Source organism: Alteromonas sp. ABH2_165 (assembly GCF_056159945.1).
The window spans coordinates 204,466-220,651 of the sequence record NZ_JBSWWF010000005.1 but is presented as its reverse complement, the minus strand read 5'-3'; the positions used below and the strand labels follow the sequence as shown (position 1 = coordinate 220,651).

Genomic DNA, 16,186 nt, shown 5'->3' with positions numbered 1-16,186 from the left:
AATTGACTTGGTAAATGCATTCATAAAAGAGCCCTCCTGTGGTTTACCCGTCACTATCATATAATTATGACAGTAATATGTCTAACGTGTTACAGAGAAATTTAGTTCACCACGATAAAGAATTTTTATCGAATACTTATGCGGGGAACCCTTTTAAATATAGGAGGTTCAGCGCAAGTTTCAAGCATATCTATGCTATATACGCATTAACTATAAACTACCACTGGTGTATAATTTTTTTGTATATATCTTCATCAAGCAAGCTTTTAGGGGCAGTGTACGTGGTTTGTGAGCCCAGAGCGGCTGTGGCCTCCGCCCAATTTGCATAGCGTACATTATCAATCACAAACAACGATTGCGGTGAAGGTGATGTGCGATCAAGGGCATAGGTACTCGCCTTAGAAGGTGCTTCATCTAAATGGGCAACCGCTGAGCTCGAAATGAAGTCTGCTACACCGTCGTTATTAATATCTTTTGTCAGCCAACTAATTTGCAAAAGGCGGTTGTAACTGCCGTCCGTCTGCATCTCAGAGATGGTTTTATCGAAGGCTGCTACTAATGAACTGCTGCTTTCCGTACTCTTGCTTATTGCTACATGAAAGCCTGCCCGTAGTAGGGGAGAGGGTGAACGATATGTCAGTTCTTCGTTGTCGGCTAACAAAAGCTTGTTAAATTCGTCGGCTAATAGCCCGGTCGTCATAAGTAGTGGTGCGCGTTCATCGGCAAACTGACGAAAGGCATCGAACGTAGTGGGATTACGCGACCACTTCACCGTGGCAATTTTGCGAAATTCATCTGTATTGGCGAAGCGGTTTTCAATTGCGATTCGAGAATCCTGAAGCTGAGGCAACAACTTAATTTCGCTTACGTCAGGGCGTTTGGATACAACATAGAAATTAAGTGGTAGATAGCTGGCGGAATAGTGGTAGTTATCACTTCGCGCATCAAGGCTAATAAATGCGTATTCGCCATTCAGCTTCCCTGTTGTTATCGCACCGCCAAGAAAGGCCCTACGCATTACATTTAACTCGACATTGGTATCCATCCGGCGAAATGCCTCGCCGACAATGGCGTTGAGCAGCGCCGGTTCTCCTTCGTCGTCTACGTATGTGGCAAGTGGAGAGGCACCTAGTTTCAAATCCGCACCGTTGGCTACGGACAGGCTACTGATGAATATTAATAAAACGTAATTAATTACCTTAATCATCAACTACTTCCTGATAAGTCAGTCTCTACCGTATCGGTATTTACTGTAAAAGTGTAGTAGTTAATCGAGAAATCCGGGGAAAACCACCTTTGGTATGGTGTGAGGGGGAGTTGAGAGTGAATTGTGTGGAAAGCGATAGTGGTATCGATATCTCGCTAGCCCGTTATATTCTTCTACCTCTTTATCTCGTTTAGCGAAATCAGTACCTACAGGTACATGGCGGGCCATATGACTGTAGGTACCGCTATGGTTAACTAGCTGACTTGGGCTTTCAATGCCTCACAGGTTTCTTTTACCTCGTCATATTTTACACACTTATCGAGCTCTGCTAATGCTTCGTCAGTTTTGCTCAGATTGGATAACGCAACGGCTTTTTGCACGATGAACTTGCTGTTGCTACCGAAAATTTCCTCTGCCAACGTAATGCTTTCCAATGCGGCATCATAGTTATGGTGTTCAAAATCATGCTGGATCTTTGTTTCAAAAAGCGACGGTGATGCATACTTCCATTGTTTAACTAAAGCCAAATTCTGCTCTGCTTTAACTTTATTGCCTTGCGCCGTTCTTAAGTTGTACATGACCTCACGAATGTAGGGGTGTCCAGAGGTTTGTGAGGTAACGGCTGCCCTTGCCAGGCGTTCAGCATCTACCAGATTATTGTTGGCCAGCGCATTGGAAGCTGCAAAGGCGTTATTATAGCTTTGTAAAAGTGATGCAACTTGCGGATTAGCTTTAACCTCTTTCCAACTTGCTTTGTTTACACGGCGACGAATATTCGGTTTATATTCTCGTCGGGCATATTCTCTTATCGACTTATCACGCTCTTCCGGTGAGTTATGCAGCTGCTTGAACTGTTCCGACGCGAAACCTAATCCATTCTTGAGTCCGCCCATCACAGTGTCGTTAATTTCAACTACCATGGAGTTTACGTTCATTTCTTCGAAGGCAGCACTTAACGCCTCTTTCTTCTGGTCCCAAAACACAGCCAATATGTTTTCCTGCTTACCTTGGAAGTCTGCTAAACGCTGAAGTATGTGGGCATTGGCTCTCGGGGAGTAGCCTGCTGCCAGTGCCATGTCGAAGCCGAGCAAGTCTGCCTCACCTTCTTGCGTACGCTGCCAAGCGGTATTCCAAACACTGTCCGAGAGTGATTGAATCACCGTGTTGTAAATTGCGGCTTTGGAGATATTTTTTTGTCCTTGCTGACTGGCGTTGTAGGTTAATTGATGTTTTCCTCCCACCTTCGTTAGCTCGGTATCTCTTACCACGTTGGCGGCAACCACTACCGATGCCAGCATCTCCACATTTTTCTTGTCTTGTTGGACAACCGCATCGCGCTCATGATGACGAAGTAAAATATGGCTTGCCTCATGGGCGATAAGCAGAGCGAGTTCGTCTTCACTCTCCACATTATTAATCGCGCCAAGCGGCATGCTTATCATGCCGTAGGCATCGGCATAAGGCGCGAAAGACTGCGCATGTACTACCTGAATTTGCATTTTTACTGGCGTGCCGCTCCACTGCGCCACAATCTTATCCAGTACACTGGTTAAATAGGCATTTAATTCAGGAGAGTCTACAAGATGGGATTGGCGAATTTGATTGGCGGGAATATCCAGGCCAGAATAACTGATTAGGCGACCTTCACCGGTGAGTGCATCGTCCCGCTGTTTGTATTCGTCTACGTCATCCTGCTCGATGAATTTGCCCGAAAAATCTTCATGGAGTGGCCCTCCTATGAGTTCGCCCATGGATTTGCTAATGCCTTCAACGGTGGATTGGCAACCAGCTAAGAGAAGCAGAGGCATCATCAATAGTGAAACCGTGAATTTCTTCATTTTATTGCTCCTCTGAGCCTGGGCAGTTATTACCGAATCCCATGGTTCCTGCTTCAACACTTTTTGAGTCTTTCGCCTGGGCTAATACGGTACAGGGGATATCGACATCTTTGGTCTCACTTAAATTCACATAATAGGTATCTAGCCAAATTAATGAGCCATCTAAAGCCTTAATCTGAACCAGTTCTTCGTCTCTATTAAATTCCTCGACGAGTATTTCCGGCGATGGCAATTCAGATTGCGAAATATCTCCGATATAGGCACCTGTGGCATCGACGATTTCCAACGGATCGATGTTAAAGCTAAGAATTTTTACTGGGTCGGCGGAGTCAGCATACGCGTTAACACAAAGTATGAGTGACAGGACGGGGAGTACTTTTTTAATCATTACCTTTCCTTAGTGTTGATAAGAGGGGGGAGCGGTTGAGATGCCGATTACCCCTGCATTTAGCTTTTGTTAATTATCAATATCCAACTCAAATTTGTGATGTTTAAGTTGGCGGTGCAGAACATACCGTACGATGGAGATCACCATGAAAACGGCAATCCAATTAATGGGCTGGGTATGAAAAACCAGCATAAAGATTAATGTGGTTGCAAAAATTAAAAGGGTAAGCGCCACAGCGCCCCACTGACTTCGCTGCTCGATGTCTTGTTTGGTAAGTAGGGCGTTGTTTTTCTTCAGTCTAAGTTTGCCCACGCTAAACAGGCCCCAGACCACCACCATGGCTAGTAAAATCCACTCTGCAATGTCGCAAGCATCAAATTTATAAAATACGGAAGGAGCAGGGCGAAAATAGTTATTCTGCATGGTAATTAGGTTGTCTAAAGCCATGGCATGAAGGTAAACGCCAGCAATTTTTCCGTTTACCGGAGTAATCACTTCATCTCGCGCGCCTTGAATTAACGCGCCGAGTAACACCGTTTTTCCCGCAAGGGCCTCGGTGAACAAAAGCCGGGCTGTTTCTGAATTTGCAGACAGTTGCTGTGCCATAATTGTTCTTGTATGAGGGCACGATTGTTGCCAATCGCCAGTAACCTTCCAAAAAATCTCTCTTCTAATAATTTCAGCAAGATTCCCCAATTTGCTTAACGCGCCACTAATATCGCGGCAATTATCACCAACAGCTGTGAACTCAGACTGCTTAGGATGAGGCGTTGCGCCCCACTGCAGATAAATGGGTTCTTCACTCGACAATGCGCGTTCATCGCAGGCGTTGTTTTGACAATAGATATCAAACAATGCTGTGGCAGGTGTGCTTAACGATTCACCGTCGTCAGCGCTGCCTTGATAATACTTGCGAGGGTAATAATGATCTTCTCCTTCCCATTGCACGACCACCGGGCGATTTACTTTAAAAAGCGCCTCGGGGGGAAGCTCGGTGGTTTCTGGCTTAGGAATAAAAATGGGCGTTCTGCGTCCTGCATTGTCGAGAATATTCTGCAGTGATGCGAAGTTATCGCCGTGCCCTTTACGATCATGGGTGTAGAGCAAGTCGATAAATAGCGCTTCGGGTTTATAACGGAGGATTCGACGTACCAAACGACTCTGCTCAGCAAACGGTAACGGCCACCTCGTCTTCTCAGTCGACAAGTAGGTATCGTCAATGAGTATGACGGTAATTTGGTTATGACCATCACCGTCATAAAACAGCGATGTGATACGATTTAGCACTTCTGCCGAGGCTTCATCGGTGACAGAGGATATTTTAAAAGGATCAAGAAGATAAGTACCAACCAAAAGCGTGGTTCGTACATAAAATGGGAGGCTCGTAAAAATGATAAAAATAAACATGAAGTTTTTGATAACCAGCCTTCCTTTGGCTTTAACGGTAAAACGTTACTAGTTAATTCTGGATACTTCAGCCCTTTGTTTATTAATTAAGCGTTTTACGTTGATAAAAGTCAACGTATAAATTGCTTTATTTTTAACCGTTTTGAGATTCACAATGGGGGAATAAAGCGCAAGCTAACTGACCGTTAGCCTGCGAGAGGGTTTTAGATAATTTTTCGGTATTAGTCGCCAAAACTTCCAGCCGCGCCGGGGTAAACCACCGGGCTTTCAATGCCGTCTTTACTCACACTGGCAACGCCGAAGAAGTAGTTATCAATAACAATGTTTTCCAGTGTGGTTTCTGTCACGTCGCCTACATATTTACTGTACTGCCATTGCGGGGCATCGGTATAGCGCCAATACACTTTGTAACCGGCCAGTTGCGGATTTTGATCTGCATCGGCGGCTTTCCATTTCAGTGTTGTGGATGGCTGCACCGCCCCTTCGATAGACACATCAGCCGGTGGCGTTGGAGCCCAAGACATAGCAGCCAAACTTACTGCGTTCAAGCCGGTAAGTTTCGCCGCATAATCAAAGTTTACGCCGTCCAGCGTGTCGCCATATACGATGCCATCTTCGGTGCGTAAATCTTGATGTTGGCGGGTATAGTTCTCGTTAGTTTCCATGATGCGGATACCAGGATAACCCAAATCATTGAACGGACGATGATGACCACCACGCCCATAGCGATCAAGACGATAAATCACCATGGCATCGAGGTTTTCGATGTACTGATCTGCGATTTTGTCGATGTAGCGGGCCAGGTTTCTGCTTGGTGAGTCTACTTCTCCGCCGGTAAAGCGACGAAGGCGGGATTCTGCTTCGGTTTCAGTCACCCGGGTGCCTTCAGCAAACAAGCGTACTGTACTGTTATTGATAACGCCATTTACGCCTTCAATGTTGCCGATCATGTCGTTGTTCAGTACTGCTTTTAAACGCCAGCCTTCTTCCTGCGCTCTTGCAGCGAGAATTTTACCGCCGAACAAGCCTTGCTCCTCACCAGATAGCGCGGCATAAACAATGGTACCGTTAAATTGATATTTACTCAGCACTCGGGCTGCTTCTAAGGTGCCGGCCACACCAGAAGCGTTATCGTTCGCACCGGGGGCGTCAGAGGTAAAGTCCATAACGTCTGATACCCTTGAGTCAATATCGCCAGACATGAGTACGTAGCGGTCTGGGTCGCTAGTACCTCGCTGAATGGCAATCACGTTGACTACTTCTACGGGATTGGGAATGCGCTTTTCACCACTGATGGTTTCACTCACTGTGATGACTTCCAGACATCCGCCGCAATTGGCAGAGATTTGTTCGAATTCTTTTTTGATCCAGCGGCGGGCTGCGCCGATGCCACGGGTATCTGATTTTGTCTCAGATAATGTATGGCGGGTGCCGAAATTTACCAGTGTGGTGATGTCTTGTTGTATACGGTCTGCAGAAATTGCTTTAGCAATATCGTGTAGTCGTGGGTCGTCGTTGGTGGTAGGCGCTGCTATCGCTGAAGCGGACAGCAGCATCGTAGTAGCAACCAGTGTGCGTGGTAGCATAAACACTCCTTCAAGCCTGTTGTAAGTGCCACGCTTATGGTTGCGTGGCTTTATATGAAGGCGTAGGCGTCACCGAAGAGTTTATCGGTAGTCAGGCCACATTCGGCGAAATCGTCTCTGGCGACTTTGGCCATTTCGAAACGCCCTGCAATGTAAACCTGTTTGTTGGATAAATCGGTATGGTCTGTCATCACAGCTTTGTGAACCCAACCGGTTTTACCCTGCCAGCCTTCTTCTGGAAATTCTACTACCGGAGCAAATGTGAAGTTCGGGTGCTTAGCGGCTAATGCTGTTAGTTCATCGAATAGATAGAGATCTGACTGATTACGACCGCCCCAGTACAAGGTGACATTTGCGTCAGGGGTGTCTTTCAGGGCTTGTTGCAGAATTGACCAGGTGTAAGAGAAGCCGGTACCACCCGCAATCAGAATTATGTCGGAGCCGTCGGATTGCAGATTTGCTTCACCGTGACCGCCGCTCAGCGTGATTTCACCTTCGCTACGCATTCTATCGAGCACTTCGGTGGCATACGCATTTTTCTCATCGGCACCAATGTGCAGTTCTATTCGACCGTTGTCAAAAGCCGGATTGGCAATGGAAAACGGGCGCTTATCTTTCTCGCCCATGTGCACCATGATGTACTGACCGGCTTTAAAATCCACCGGTTGTGCAGGCGTTAACTCAACTTTATAAACGACCTCAGTTAACGGCGAGATGGCCGTAACCTTACATTGAAATTCCGACATATTTTCCTATCACTATGGTTTGAATGTGTTGTGAGCGGGCGAAGCGGCGGAGGAGCCTGTGTGAAATTAAAACTCTCCGCAGCATGGATGCTGCGGTGAAGCGCCCAGGGATGGGTTTACCGCGTGTTTTAATTTCACACAGGCTTCGACAGCCAATCCTTCGCCCAGTCGCTCCACGTAATTTAGTCCATAATACCAAGACTGTCCCAGATGTCATCCACACGCTTTTTCACATTTTCGTCCATTACGATGGGGACACCCCATTCGCGATCCGTTTCACCTGGCATTTTGTTGGTGGCATCCATACCCATTTTTGAGCCCAGGCCAGAAACAGGTGAGGCGAAATCCAGATAATCAATGGGCGTATTTTCGATAAGAACCGTGTCGCGGGCAGGGTCCATACGGGTAGTGATGGCCCAGATGACATCTTCCCAGTTACGGGCATCCACATCATCATCGCACACAATAACGAACTTGGTGTACATAAATTGTCGCAGGAACGACCATATACCCATCATGACCCGCTTAGCATGACCCGGATATTGCTTCTTCATGGTGACCACGGCCATGCGGTAAGAGCATCCTTCAGGGGGTAGATAGAAGTCGACGATTTCCGGGAACTGCTTCTGCAGAATGGGCACAAAAACTTCATTCAATGCTACGCCCAATACGGCGGGTTCATCCGGTGGACGGCCTGTGTAAGTGGAGTGGTAGATGGGCTTTTGGCGATGGGTAATGTGGGTAACGGTAAATACCGGGAAGGTATCTACTTCGTTGTAGTAACCGGTATGGTCGCCATAAGGACCTTCCGGAGCCACTTCGTCCTGTGCAATGTAACCTTCAAGTACAATTTCGGCACTGGCAGGCACTTGCAATTCATTGCTGATGGATTTCACCACCTCGGTTTTGCTGCCGCGTAGCAAACCCGCGAAAGCGTATTCAGACAGCGTATCGGGAACGGGCGTTACGGCACCCAGAATGGTTGCTGGGTCAGCACCTAAAGCCACTGATACCGGATAGGGTTCGCCGGGGTGCGTCTGGCACCACTCACGGAAATCCAGTGCGCCACCACGGTGTGACAGCCAGCGCATAATCACTTTGTTTTTAGCGATGACCTGCTGACGATAAATACCCAGGTTCTGACGTTTCTTATGCGGGCCTTTCGTTACCGTTAGTCCCCAGGTGATCAGCGGTGCTGCATCGCCAGGCCAGCAGCGTTGAATAGGCAGTTTAGATAAATCCACGTCATCGCCAGTCAGCACTACTTCCTGGCAGGGGGCTTTTTTCAGCTCTTTAGCCGGCATGTTCAGAACTTGTTTGAACACAGGCAGCTTTTCCCAAAGATCTTTGAGGCCTTTCGGTGGCTCAGGCTCTTTCAGATATGCCAGTAATTTACCCACTTCCCGCAATGCTTCGACCGAGTTCTGGCCCATGCCCATAGCTACCCGCTCTGGCGTGCCAAACAAATTAAGCAGTACTGGTGTGTCGTAGCCCTTGGGGTTTTCGAACAGCAGTGCCGGACCTTTGGCCCGCAATGTACGGTCGGCAATTTCCGTCATTTCCAGATTCGGATCGACTTCCTGAGTTATTCTTTTAAGTTGGCCTTTGGCTTCAAGTTGCGCCAGGAAATCTCGCAGATCTTTGTATTTCATCTTGTCCGTGCTTCTCGCATCCTGAGGAATATGGCTGAAGTATACCATTTTAACTGACCGTCGGTTTAATGAGATTTTGTTCTCTCTCATAAACTTAATGGTTCGCTTCTTGTCTACCTACATAGTGCACTGTGCACAATTTTGACCTAAATTAATCTGGACAGCGAATGCAAATGGTAGTGTTATGGCAGTTGCCTACATTACTGTTCGCCAAAGTGCGGATTAACAACAATATCAATCAGGAGAATGTGATGGGTTTAATAGATCAGGACATGATCGATGAGTTAAATCTTCTTCTTAAGTTTCCGGCATCCAGCCTGATGCAGGGGCTTAAGATTCATCATGATGCCAGCCAGTCCGTAGTGCATGCAGCAGAACGGCTTTACTCCAAAGGCGTTATTACTCAGCCCGACGGTGGTTATCTCACCGACTTGGGAGTAGACCTCGCTGAGCACGCCCGCCATGTGCAGTCAGCACTTTCAATGAAACTGAACTAAGCTTAATTATCGCTCTGTCTGCAACCCGGCCAGAGCGAACATTGCTGAATATTTGTTCTTCAGATTCAGGCTGGTTGGTCGATACTGAGAGTAGGCCGGTGTGTACCGGCACGCAATGTCGGTTTTCAATCAGGATTAGTTTCAGGTTTTTGTCATGATAAAACGCGCCTCTACACTTTTTGTTATTGTTTTTTCCTCGCTGGTTAGCGTTTCACTTCAGGCCCAGGAACTGAAAGCAGTTCAACTGTACTCGCAGGATGAGCTCATAACCATGATTAATCAGAATACGCATTTAGAGCGAATTGTGGCTGATCGCTGCCAGTTGAATCAGGATATCGAAGCCCATGCCGAGGTGTTAAAAGAACCCGCTTATCAATTTTTGTGGGGAGATATGCTGGCTTGGGGCGTGTGTGTTGATGCTGATCCGGTTCGTGGCATCGGGTTTATGCGAGATGCCTCTGAACAAGGTCTACCGGCGGCACTTGAACAGCTTGGTCGTTATTACTCCAAAGGCACATTAGTGCAGGAAGACAAGCCTCGCGCAGTCATGTACTTGCGGGAAGCGTCGGCATTGGGCAATTTAAAAGCGCAGTTACAATTGGCGCAGCTATTCGTTGATGGTTACGGCAGCCCCTACGATTATGAAGATACTTATCATTGGCTCTATAACGCCATTACCGACGACAAAAAAGTCCACCAGCAGATAGCCGGTTACCTTGCTGCGTTGGAAAAGCTGATGCACCCTAAAGCGGTGCGGGCCGCGCGACGCCCGTTGCAGAGCTAAGGTTTTACTTTCCAGCAGCACTTCTTATTAAAAAGCGCTAAGCGGTTTCGATTAATCCCTTTACCGATGCCAGCGTGTCGGCTTCGGCCGCGGGTTTATCCCAACGAATACGGTGAATGCGAGGAAAGCGCATGGCGACGCCTGATTTGTGCCTGCTGGACGGATGCACCGCATCGAAAGCGACCTCCACCACCAGTTCTTTTTTCACTTCCCGCACGGGGCCGAAACGCCCCACTGCATTACGGCGAACCCAGTTATCCAGCTTTTTCAGTTCTTCATCGGTGAAGCCGGAATAGGCTTTGCCCACCGGAAGCAGGGTATCGCCTTCCCAAGTGCCAAAGGTAAAGTCTGAATAAAAGCTGGAGCGCTTGCCGTGACCACGCTGGGCGTACATCACCACTGCATCAATCAGCAGTGGATCTCGCTTCCATTTATACCACAGCCCTTTTGGACGCCCCGGTATATAGGTGCTGTCTTTACGTTTCAGCATTAAGCCTTCAATGGCGGTATCTTCGGTGACTTGCTGATGGAGTTTTTCAAGTTCAGCTACATCACTCACACTGTAGGTGGGGGATAAATGCAGGCGCTCTCCCGGATGCTTTTCAATGTACTCAGCCAAGCGCTGACGGCGTTCTGCTAACGGTAAGTCCATCAGTGATTCGCCATTAAGTTCTAACAAGTCGTAAGCCATTACCGCTACCGGTAGTGACTGCATGAGTTTTGCTGAGGGTTTTTTCTTGTTTAATCGTTGCTGCAATTGATTGAAGGTATCGACCTTATCGCCGTGCATCACTAATAATTCGCCATCGAGCACCAGGTTATGGTCGATGGTGTCCAGTAGGTCTGGAAATGAACCACTGATATCGTCACCGGTGCGACTGAACAGGGCTTTACCCGCTGGGGCTGATACCAGTTGTACGCGGATGCCGTCGAACTTGGGTTCAATCTGCCATTCGCTCGCGGCAAGTTTTTCCCGAGTGTCATCATCGATAGGGTGGGAGAGCATTACAGGATGAAAGGTGACCCGGTCAGAAATGTCCGGCTTTGGCCCTTTTTTCTCCAGCCAGCTTAGCAGTTCAGTATAAGGCGGCTCAACGCCGTGCCATAGGGCTTCAATTTCTTCTATGGGCACGTCACCGTAGCTGGCAAGGATTTGCTTAATGCTGCGAGCAGACACCCCAATACGTAATCCTCGTGTGCCCAATTTTATCAGCGCCCAGCGCTGAGAGGCTGTCATGTTATCGAGTAAGGCAACCAGCAGCGGCTTCACCTCGGTGCGCTTCGCATTGCGAAAAGTGTCCACCACGTTATTCAGGCCGGGCAGTTCAACATCGCCCGAAGGCTGAGTTTCCGGCTGCCACAGGTGCGCCACGGTTTCGCTCATTTCACCCACGTAGTCGTAACTCATGGCGAACAAGTTTTCGTCAATGCGCTCAAGCATCAAGTTTTTTATTGTATTGCGCTTAAAAAAATCGAATTTAAGTTCACCGGCGATGGCCGCGATTGCCCAGCCTCTGTCTGGATCTGGCGTGGTAGCAATGTAATGGGAAATCAGCGCGGCTTTGGCGTTGGTGCCGCTGGTAAAATAAAGCTGTTCCAATAAATCACTGAATGCTTCCATCAGCCGGTTTCCTCATCGTCATCGTAGCCGATCATGGATAGCGCTTTGGCTTTAAAACCCATCAGGTTGGCCTGATACACCAGTGCATCTTCGCGGCCGTGAGTCACCCATACCTCTTTTGGGGAAACCTCTTCGATGGTTTGTAGTAGCTCCGGCCAGTCACAGTGGTCAGAAATAATCAGCGGTAGCTCAACCTGGCGTTGCCGGGCGCGGGCACGAATTTGCATCCAGCCTGATGCCATTACGGTACGTACATTGGGCAGGGAACGAGACCAGCGATCAGCCAGTGCTGAGGGCGGGGCCAAAACAATTTCACCGGCCAGAGATGCTTTGTCTGCCACATCGTTCACTGGGATAAGCTCCCCCAGCTGTATGTCGTACTGTTGGTACAAATCACACAGTTTTTGTAATGCCCCATGCAGGTAAATCGGTTTACTGTAACCGGCTTCCCGTAAACCAATTATCACTCGTTGGCATTTGCCTAGCGCATAGGTGCCCACCAAGTGACAGCGATCTGAAAAAACCGCCAGTGAGGTAAGCAGTTTATCGATTTCATGGCTCAACGGCGGATGGGTAAATACAGGTAAGCCAAACGTGGCTTCGGTGATAAACACGTCGCAGGGCACTACTTCAAACGGTGGGCAGGTGGGATCGTGTCGACGCTTATAGTCGCCGGAAATGACCAGTCGTGCGCCCCGGTATTCCAATAAAACCTGCGTTGACCCGAGAATATGACCGGCAGGGTAAAGTGTCATGGTAACGGGGTCGGTTGCGTCGCCGAGACTCACCGGTGCCCCCATTCGCAAGGCTGTGGTCTGTTCAGCCATCTCCTCACCGTAGCGGGTTTTCATGATCGCCAGGGTTTCTGCCGAGGCGAAAACATGCTGGTGGCCTGCCCTTGCGTGGTCAGCATGACCATGGGTAACAACGGCACTGTCTACCGGCAGCATCGGGTCGATATAGAGCTTCGCAGGATGACAATATAATCCCGCCTCTTCTACCGATATCCAGTCTTGTGGGTGCAAAGGTCACTCCGGGTTTTTTGTGTGAAAATGCTTCTACGGCAGGGAATGATAAACGGATGGTTGGATAAGTGTTCTGATGAACCTGGGTGAGTTAAATATAATTAACGTAATGCATTACATCGATAACTGATAATCCCTCGTCCGGCTTCATGCGTAAAAAGTCACAAAATGGAGATTTATGGCAAAAAGACTTCCCCCTCCTTTCTACCAGTGGCTACGAAGCAAAGGCTGGCAACTGCGCGACTATCAGCGTCAGATGCTGTCGGCGGTTTCTCAGAACAACGCTACTTTATTAATTGCGCCCACGGGGGCAGGTAAAACCCTGTCTGGCTTTCTGCCCAGCCTCGCCGACTTATATCGCCATCCCGTAGAAGGTCTACATACGCTTTATATCTCGCCACTCAAGGCACTGACCAACGACATACAGCGCAACCTTACTGATCCTGTTGAAGCCATGGGCCTGCCGGTGACCATTGAATCCCGCACCGGTGACACGCCATCGCACAAACGTCAGCGCCAGCGACGTAAGCCGCCGAATATATTGCTAACAACGCCTGAATCGCTGATGTTGTTACTGTCTTATGCCGACGCGCCAAAGATATTCGGTAACCTGAAAACGGTGATTTTAGATGAAGTACACAGTTTGGTTGCTAACAAGCGCGGCGATTTTACTTCTTTGGCACTGGCGCGATTGCAGAGTTTGGCGCCAGATATGCACCGGGTAGGCTTGTCTGCAACGGTAGCGCAACCTGAGGTTATTGCAGGATGGCTCGGCCGTACTGGCGAGCCTGCTGAGGTGATTCAGGTGCCGCAAACCGTGAAGCCGGATATTACACTGTTGGATTCGCGGCATCGCATGCCGTTTGGTGGATTCATGGCACGCTATGCCATGGAAGAGGTATACAAAGCGGTGATGCAAGCCGATACCGCGCTGGTGTTTGTGAATACCCGGGCTCAGGCTGAATTGGTGTTTCAAATGCTGTGGGAGGAAAACAAAGAAGGTTTACCCATCGCGCTGTATCACGGTTCATTATCGAAAGAGCAACGGCGGAAAACGGAAAGCATGATGAGTCAGGGCGTGCTTAGGGCCATTGTTAGTACTTCTGCGTTGGAGTTAGGCATTGACTGGGGCGACGTGGATCTGGTTATTCAGATTGGTGCGCCAAAAGGTGTGAGCCGATTGTTACAGCGTATTGGCCGGGCAAACCACCGACTAGATGAACCCAGTAAAGCACTGTTGGTGCCAGCTAACCGTTTCGAAGCGGTGGAGTGTCGCGCGGCGATGAATGCGATTGCTGCCGGTGAATTGGATGGTGAGCCACTGCTCCCGGGGGCCATGGATATCTTGCCGCAATTTATACTCAATTGCGCCTGCAGTAAGCCTTCTTCTGCGGAAGAGATTTATCAGCAGGTACTTGATGCTGCACCTTATCAAAGTGTGAGTGAAGAGGAGTTTACTAAGCTCTGGCAGTTCACGGTTGATGGCGGCTATGCATTGCGCGCTTACGAGCGCTATCAGCGCATGGAGCAAAACGAAGATGGCTTGTTTAGCCCTGCGTCAAAGCGCGTTATCCAGCGTCACCGACAGAACATAGGCACCATTGTTGAAGCTGGACGCCTGAAAGTAAAACGCATCCGCCGGGGCAACCAGGGCAAAATCATCGGCGAGGTGGAAGAATACTTCGCCCAGCAGTTGGTGCCCGGCGACACTTTTATGTTTGCTGGTGAAATTCTTAAATTTGAAGCCATTCGAGACATGCAGTTGCACGCTAAACCCACCAAAGGCGGCGAGCCTAAAATACCCAACTACGCCGGTGGTCAGATGCCCATGTCTACCTTTCTGGCGGAAGGCGTCAGGCACATTCTGGATAAACCGGAGAGCTGGAAAACGCTGCCCGGCCAGGTACAGGAATGGCTGGAGTTGCAACAAGCATTCTCGGCACTACCCGATATGAACCGTGTGCTTATTGAGCAGTTTCCCCATCGCAAAGCCAATTACTTGTTGTTTTATACCTTCGAGGGCCGCAAGGCTAATCAGACCCTGGGCATGCTGATGACCCGACGTATGGAAAAAATGCGTCTTAAACCGTTGAGTTTTTCTGTGACCGACTATGGTCTGTCTGTTTGCCTGCTTGAAAAGGTTGATGAGGCTAAACTCCGGCAACTGTTCCAGCCCGATATTCTTGGCGATGAATTGGAAGACTGGATGCTTCACGCGCCCATGCTTAAGCGCTCATTCCGACAGGTAGCTGTGGTAAGCGGACTCACCGAACAGCATTACCACAGCAGCCACAAAACCATGAAGCAGGTGACCTTTTCTACCGATTTAATTTATGACACTTTGCGCGAGCACGAGCCTGACCATATTCTTCTGGCAGTGACCCGGGCGGATGCGGAGCGAGAGTTGTTGGACTTGCGTCGTCTCGCCGATATGCTCATCCGGTTTGATGATAAAATGCATTTTATGGATTTGGAAAAGGTGTCGCCCATGGCAATCCCAATCGTACTGGATGTGCGCAGCGAGCAGGTGAAAGGCGCTGGCGCTCACGCCATTATTGAGCAGGCGAGTTTATATCAGGAAGCTGAAGACATGATGGCCGATATCAGAGCATTGCTGAGCGGTAACTAAACAATGGCAATTACTGACACCTGGCTACATGGTGAAGTTGCGGCGAACCGGGTTTTACCCGTTAAGTTCGCAGGGCAGCTCTTCCTGCTGGATGCGCGGGGCGTACTTTACTGCCCGCAACGAGACGCGTTGGTGGTGTCTGATTTACACCTTGAAAAAGGCAGTTTTCTTAGCCGGTTTGCTAATCCGTTGCCACAACTCGATACCCGCTCAACACTACTGCGATTACAGTGCATCATTGCCGATTATTCGCCCCGGCAGTTGATCTGTCTGGGCGACAGCTTCCACGATGCAGACGGCTTCTATCGGATGCCGGAAGAGGAGCAAGGGTTGCTGTCTGTGTTGGTATCGCAATGCGAAAAATGGATGTGGGTATTAGGCAATCATGATCCCGCTATTCCTGAGCAGGCTGGCGGCCATAGTGCACTACATCTCGAATGGGATGGTGTGGTGCTTTCTCACGAGCCAGAGGCGGGGAAGGCATTTCAATTAGTGGGGCATTACCACCCGAAAGTCAGAAAAACCGTCTCCCGAAAACGATTCTCTGGAAAATGTTTCGTGCACAACGCCCGTGTCTTTGTCATGCCCGCTTTTGGTCAGTATACCGGTGGATTGGATATCGAAACTGAATCTATGAGGGCGCTATTTGAAGGCAAGGCTATGGAAACATTTTTATTGTTCGAAGGCGGCATCTACAAAGTGTGAACCGGCCGTTGGTACAGTAGCTCTGCGGCCCTTAAATTGGCTATGGTTGCGGAAGATATCAAGCTTTCGGAATGCGCCATGCACACCCACCGACATTGTCC

Annotated in this window: 13 protein-coding genes; 4 read left to right on the top strand and 9 right to left on the bottom strand. The window is 48.9% G+C overall.

Annotated features, from left to right (window positions below):
- Positions 1-217 precede the first annotated feature (217 nt).
- From ACXAFQ_RS11645 to ubiD, 7 genes are all read right to left on the bottom strand, one after another.
- Positions 218-1,207, bottom strand: coding sequence for a substrate-binding periplasmic protein (locus tag ACXAFQ_RS11645; protein ID WP_474821968.1), 990 nt, complete (start codon positions 1,205-1,207; stop codon positions 218-220).
- A 254-nt stretch (positions 1,208-1,461) separates the two neighbouring features.
- Complete coding sequence (locus tag ACXAFQ_RS11640; protein WP_474821963.1) at positions 1,462-3,045, bottom strand: M48 family metalloprotease; 1,584 nt, start codon at positions 3,043-3,045, stop codon at positions 1,462-1,464.
- A 1-nt stretch (position 3,046) separates the two neighbouring features.
- A complete protein-coding gene (locus ACXAFQ_RS11635) occupies positions 3,047-3,433 on the bottom strand; it encodes a hypothetical protein (RefSeq protein WP_474821959.1) in 387 nt (128 codons plus the stop codon).
- A gap of 69 nt (positions 3,434-3,502) precedes the next feature.
- Complete coding sequence (locus ACXAFQ_RS11630) at positions 3,503-4,786, bottom strand: CHASE2 domain-containing protein (protein WP_474821957.1); 1,284 nt, start codon at positions 4,784-4,786, stop codon at positions 3,503-3,505.
- Positions 4,787-5,061: 275 nt separating this feature from the next.
- Positions 5,062-6,396: a M28 family metallopeptidase gene (locus ACXAFQ_RS11625; RefSeq protein ID WP_474822467.1), complete on the bottom strand. Its 1,335-nt coding sequence runs from the start codon at positions 6,394-6,396 to the stop codon at positions 5,062-5,064.
- Positions 6,397-6,476: 80 nt separating this feature from the next.
- Entirely contained in the window at positions 6,477-7,172 is a 696-nt protein-coding gene (gene fre, locus ACXAFQ_RS11620; protein ID WP_474821953.1) for an NAD(P)H-flavin reductase, read from the bottom strand.
- 182 nt (positions 7,173-7,354) lie between these two features.
- Entirely contained in the window at positions 7,355-8,824 is a 1,470-nt protein-coding gene (ubiD, locus tag ACXAFQ_RS11615; RefSeq protein ID WP_474822463.1) for a 4-hydroxy-3-polyprenylbenzoate decarboxylase, read from the bottom strand.
- A gap of 251 nt (positions 8,825-9,075) precedes the next feature.
- On the opposite strand from ubiD, the gene ACXAFQ_RS11610 reads away from it, so the two are divergent.
- Both ACXAFQ_RS11610 and ACXAFQ_RS11605 read left to right on the top strand, forming a co-directional pair.
- Complete coding sequence (locus ACXAFQ_RS11610; protein WP_070123212.1) at positions 9,076-9,321, top strand: TIGR02647 family protein; 246 nt, start codon at positions 9,076-9,078, stop codon at positions 9,319-9,321.
- A gap of 154 nt (positions 9,322-9,475) precedes the next feature.
- A complete protein-coding gene (locus ACXAFQ_RS11605) occupies positions 9,476-10,105 on the top strand; it encodes a tetratricopeptide repeat protein (RefSeq protein WP_474821948.1) in 630 nt (209 codons plus the stop codon).
- A 37-nt stretch (positions 10,106-10,142) separates the two neighbouring features.
- Here ACXAFQ_RS11605 and ACXAFQ_RS11600 read toward each other — a convergent pair whose 3' ends face one another.
- Both ACXAFQ_RS11600 and ACXAFQ_RS11595 read right to left on the bottom strand, forming a co-directional pair.
- The gene (locus ACXAFQ_RS11600; RefSeq protein WP_474821944.1) at positions 10,143-11,726 is read right to left on the bottom strand and encodes a cisplatin damage response ATP-dependent DNA ligase; all 1,584 of its coding nucleotides are present in this window, start codon (positions 11,724-11,726) and stop codon (positions 10,143-10,145) included.
- On the bottom strand, positions 11,726-12,751 hold the full coding sequence (locus ACXAFQ_RS11595) for a ligase-associated DNA damage response exonuclease (RefSeq protein WP_474821940.1): 1,026 nt from the start codon (positions 12,749-12,751) through the stop codon (positions 11,726-11,728). Before ACXAFQ_RS11595 ends, ACXAFQ_RS11600 begins: the two co-directional genes overlap by 1 nt.
- A 178-nt stretch (positions 12,752-12,929) precedes the next feature.
- Here ACXAFQ_RS11595 and ACXAFQ_RS11590 point away from each other — a divergent pair, with 178 nt between their 5' ends.
- Both ACXAFQ_RS11590 and pdeM read left to right on the top strand, forming a co-directional pair.
- A complete protein-coding gene (locus ACXAFQ_RS11590) occupies positions 12,930-15,380 on the top strand; it encodes a ligase-associated DNA damage response DEXH box helicase (RefSeq protein WP_474821936.1) in 2,451 nt (816 codons plus the stop codon).
- 3 nt (positions 15,381-15,383) lie between these two features.
- Complete coding sequence (pdeM, locus tag ACXAFQ_RS11585) at positions 15,384-16,085, top strand: ligase-associated DNA damage response endonuclease PdeM (RefSeq protein ID WP_474821934.1); 702 nt, start codon at positions 15,384-15,386, stop codon at positions 16,083-16,085.
- Positions 16,086-16,186: the final 101 nt, after the last annotated feature.

Excerpts from the sequence above, each read along its gene's own strand:
- ACXAFQ_RS11645 (WP_474821968.1), bottom strand. The coding sequence starts at position 1,207 with ATGATTAAGGTAATTAATTACGTTTTATTAATATTCATCAGTAGCCTG.
- ACXAFQ_RS11640 (WP_474821963.1), bottom strand. The coding sequence starts at position 3,045 with ATGAAGAAATTCACGGTTTCACTATTGATGATGCCTCTGCTTCTCTTA.
- ACXAFQ_RS11635 (WP_474821959.1), bottom strand. The coding sequence starts at position 3,433 with ATGATTAAAAAAGTACTCCCCGTCCTGTCACTCATACTTTGTGTTAAC.
- ACXAFQ_RS11625 (WP_474822467.1), bottom strand. The coding sequence starts at position 6,396 with ATGCTGCTGTCCGCTTCAGCGATAGCAGCGCCTACCACCAACGACGAC.
- fre (WP_474821953.1), bottom strand. The coding sequence starts at position 7,172 with ATGTCGGAATTTCAATGTAAGGTTACGGCCATCTCGCCGTTAACTGAG.
- ubiD (WP_474822463.1), bottom strand. The coding sequence starts at position 8,824 with ATGAAATACAAAGATCTGCGAGATTTCCTGGCGCAACTTGAAGCCAAA.
- ACXAFQ_RS11610 (WP_070123212.1), top strand. The coding sequence starts at position 9,076 with ATGGGTTTAATAGATCAGGACATGATCGATGAGTTAAATCTTCTTCTT.
- ACXAFQ_RS11605 (WP_474821948.1), top strand. The coding sequence starts at position 9,476 with ATGATAAAACGCGCCTCTACACTTTTTGTTATTGTTTTTTCCTCGCTG.
- ACXAFQ_RS11600 (WP_474821944.1), bottom strand. The coding sequence starts at position 11,726 with ATGGAAGCATTCAGTGATTTATTGGAACAGCTTTATTTTACCAGCGGC.
- ACXAFQ_RS11590 (WP_474821936.1), top strand. The coding sequence starts at position 12,930 with ATGGCAAAAAGACTTCCCCCTCCTTTCTACCAGTGGCTACGAAGCAAA.
- pdeM (WP_474821934.1), top strand. The coding sequence starts at position 15,384 with ATGGCAATTACTGACACCTGGCTACATGGTGAAGTTGCGGCGAACCGG.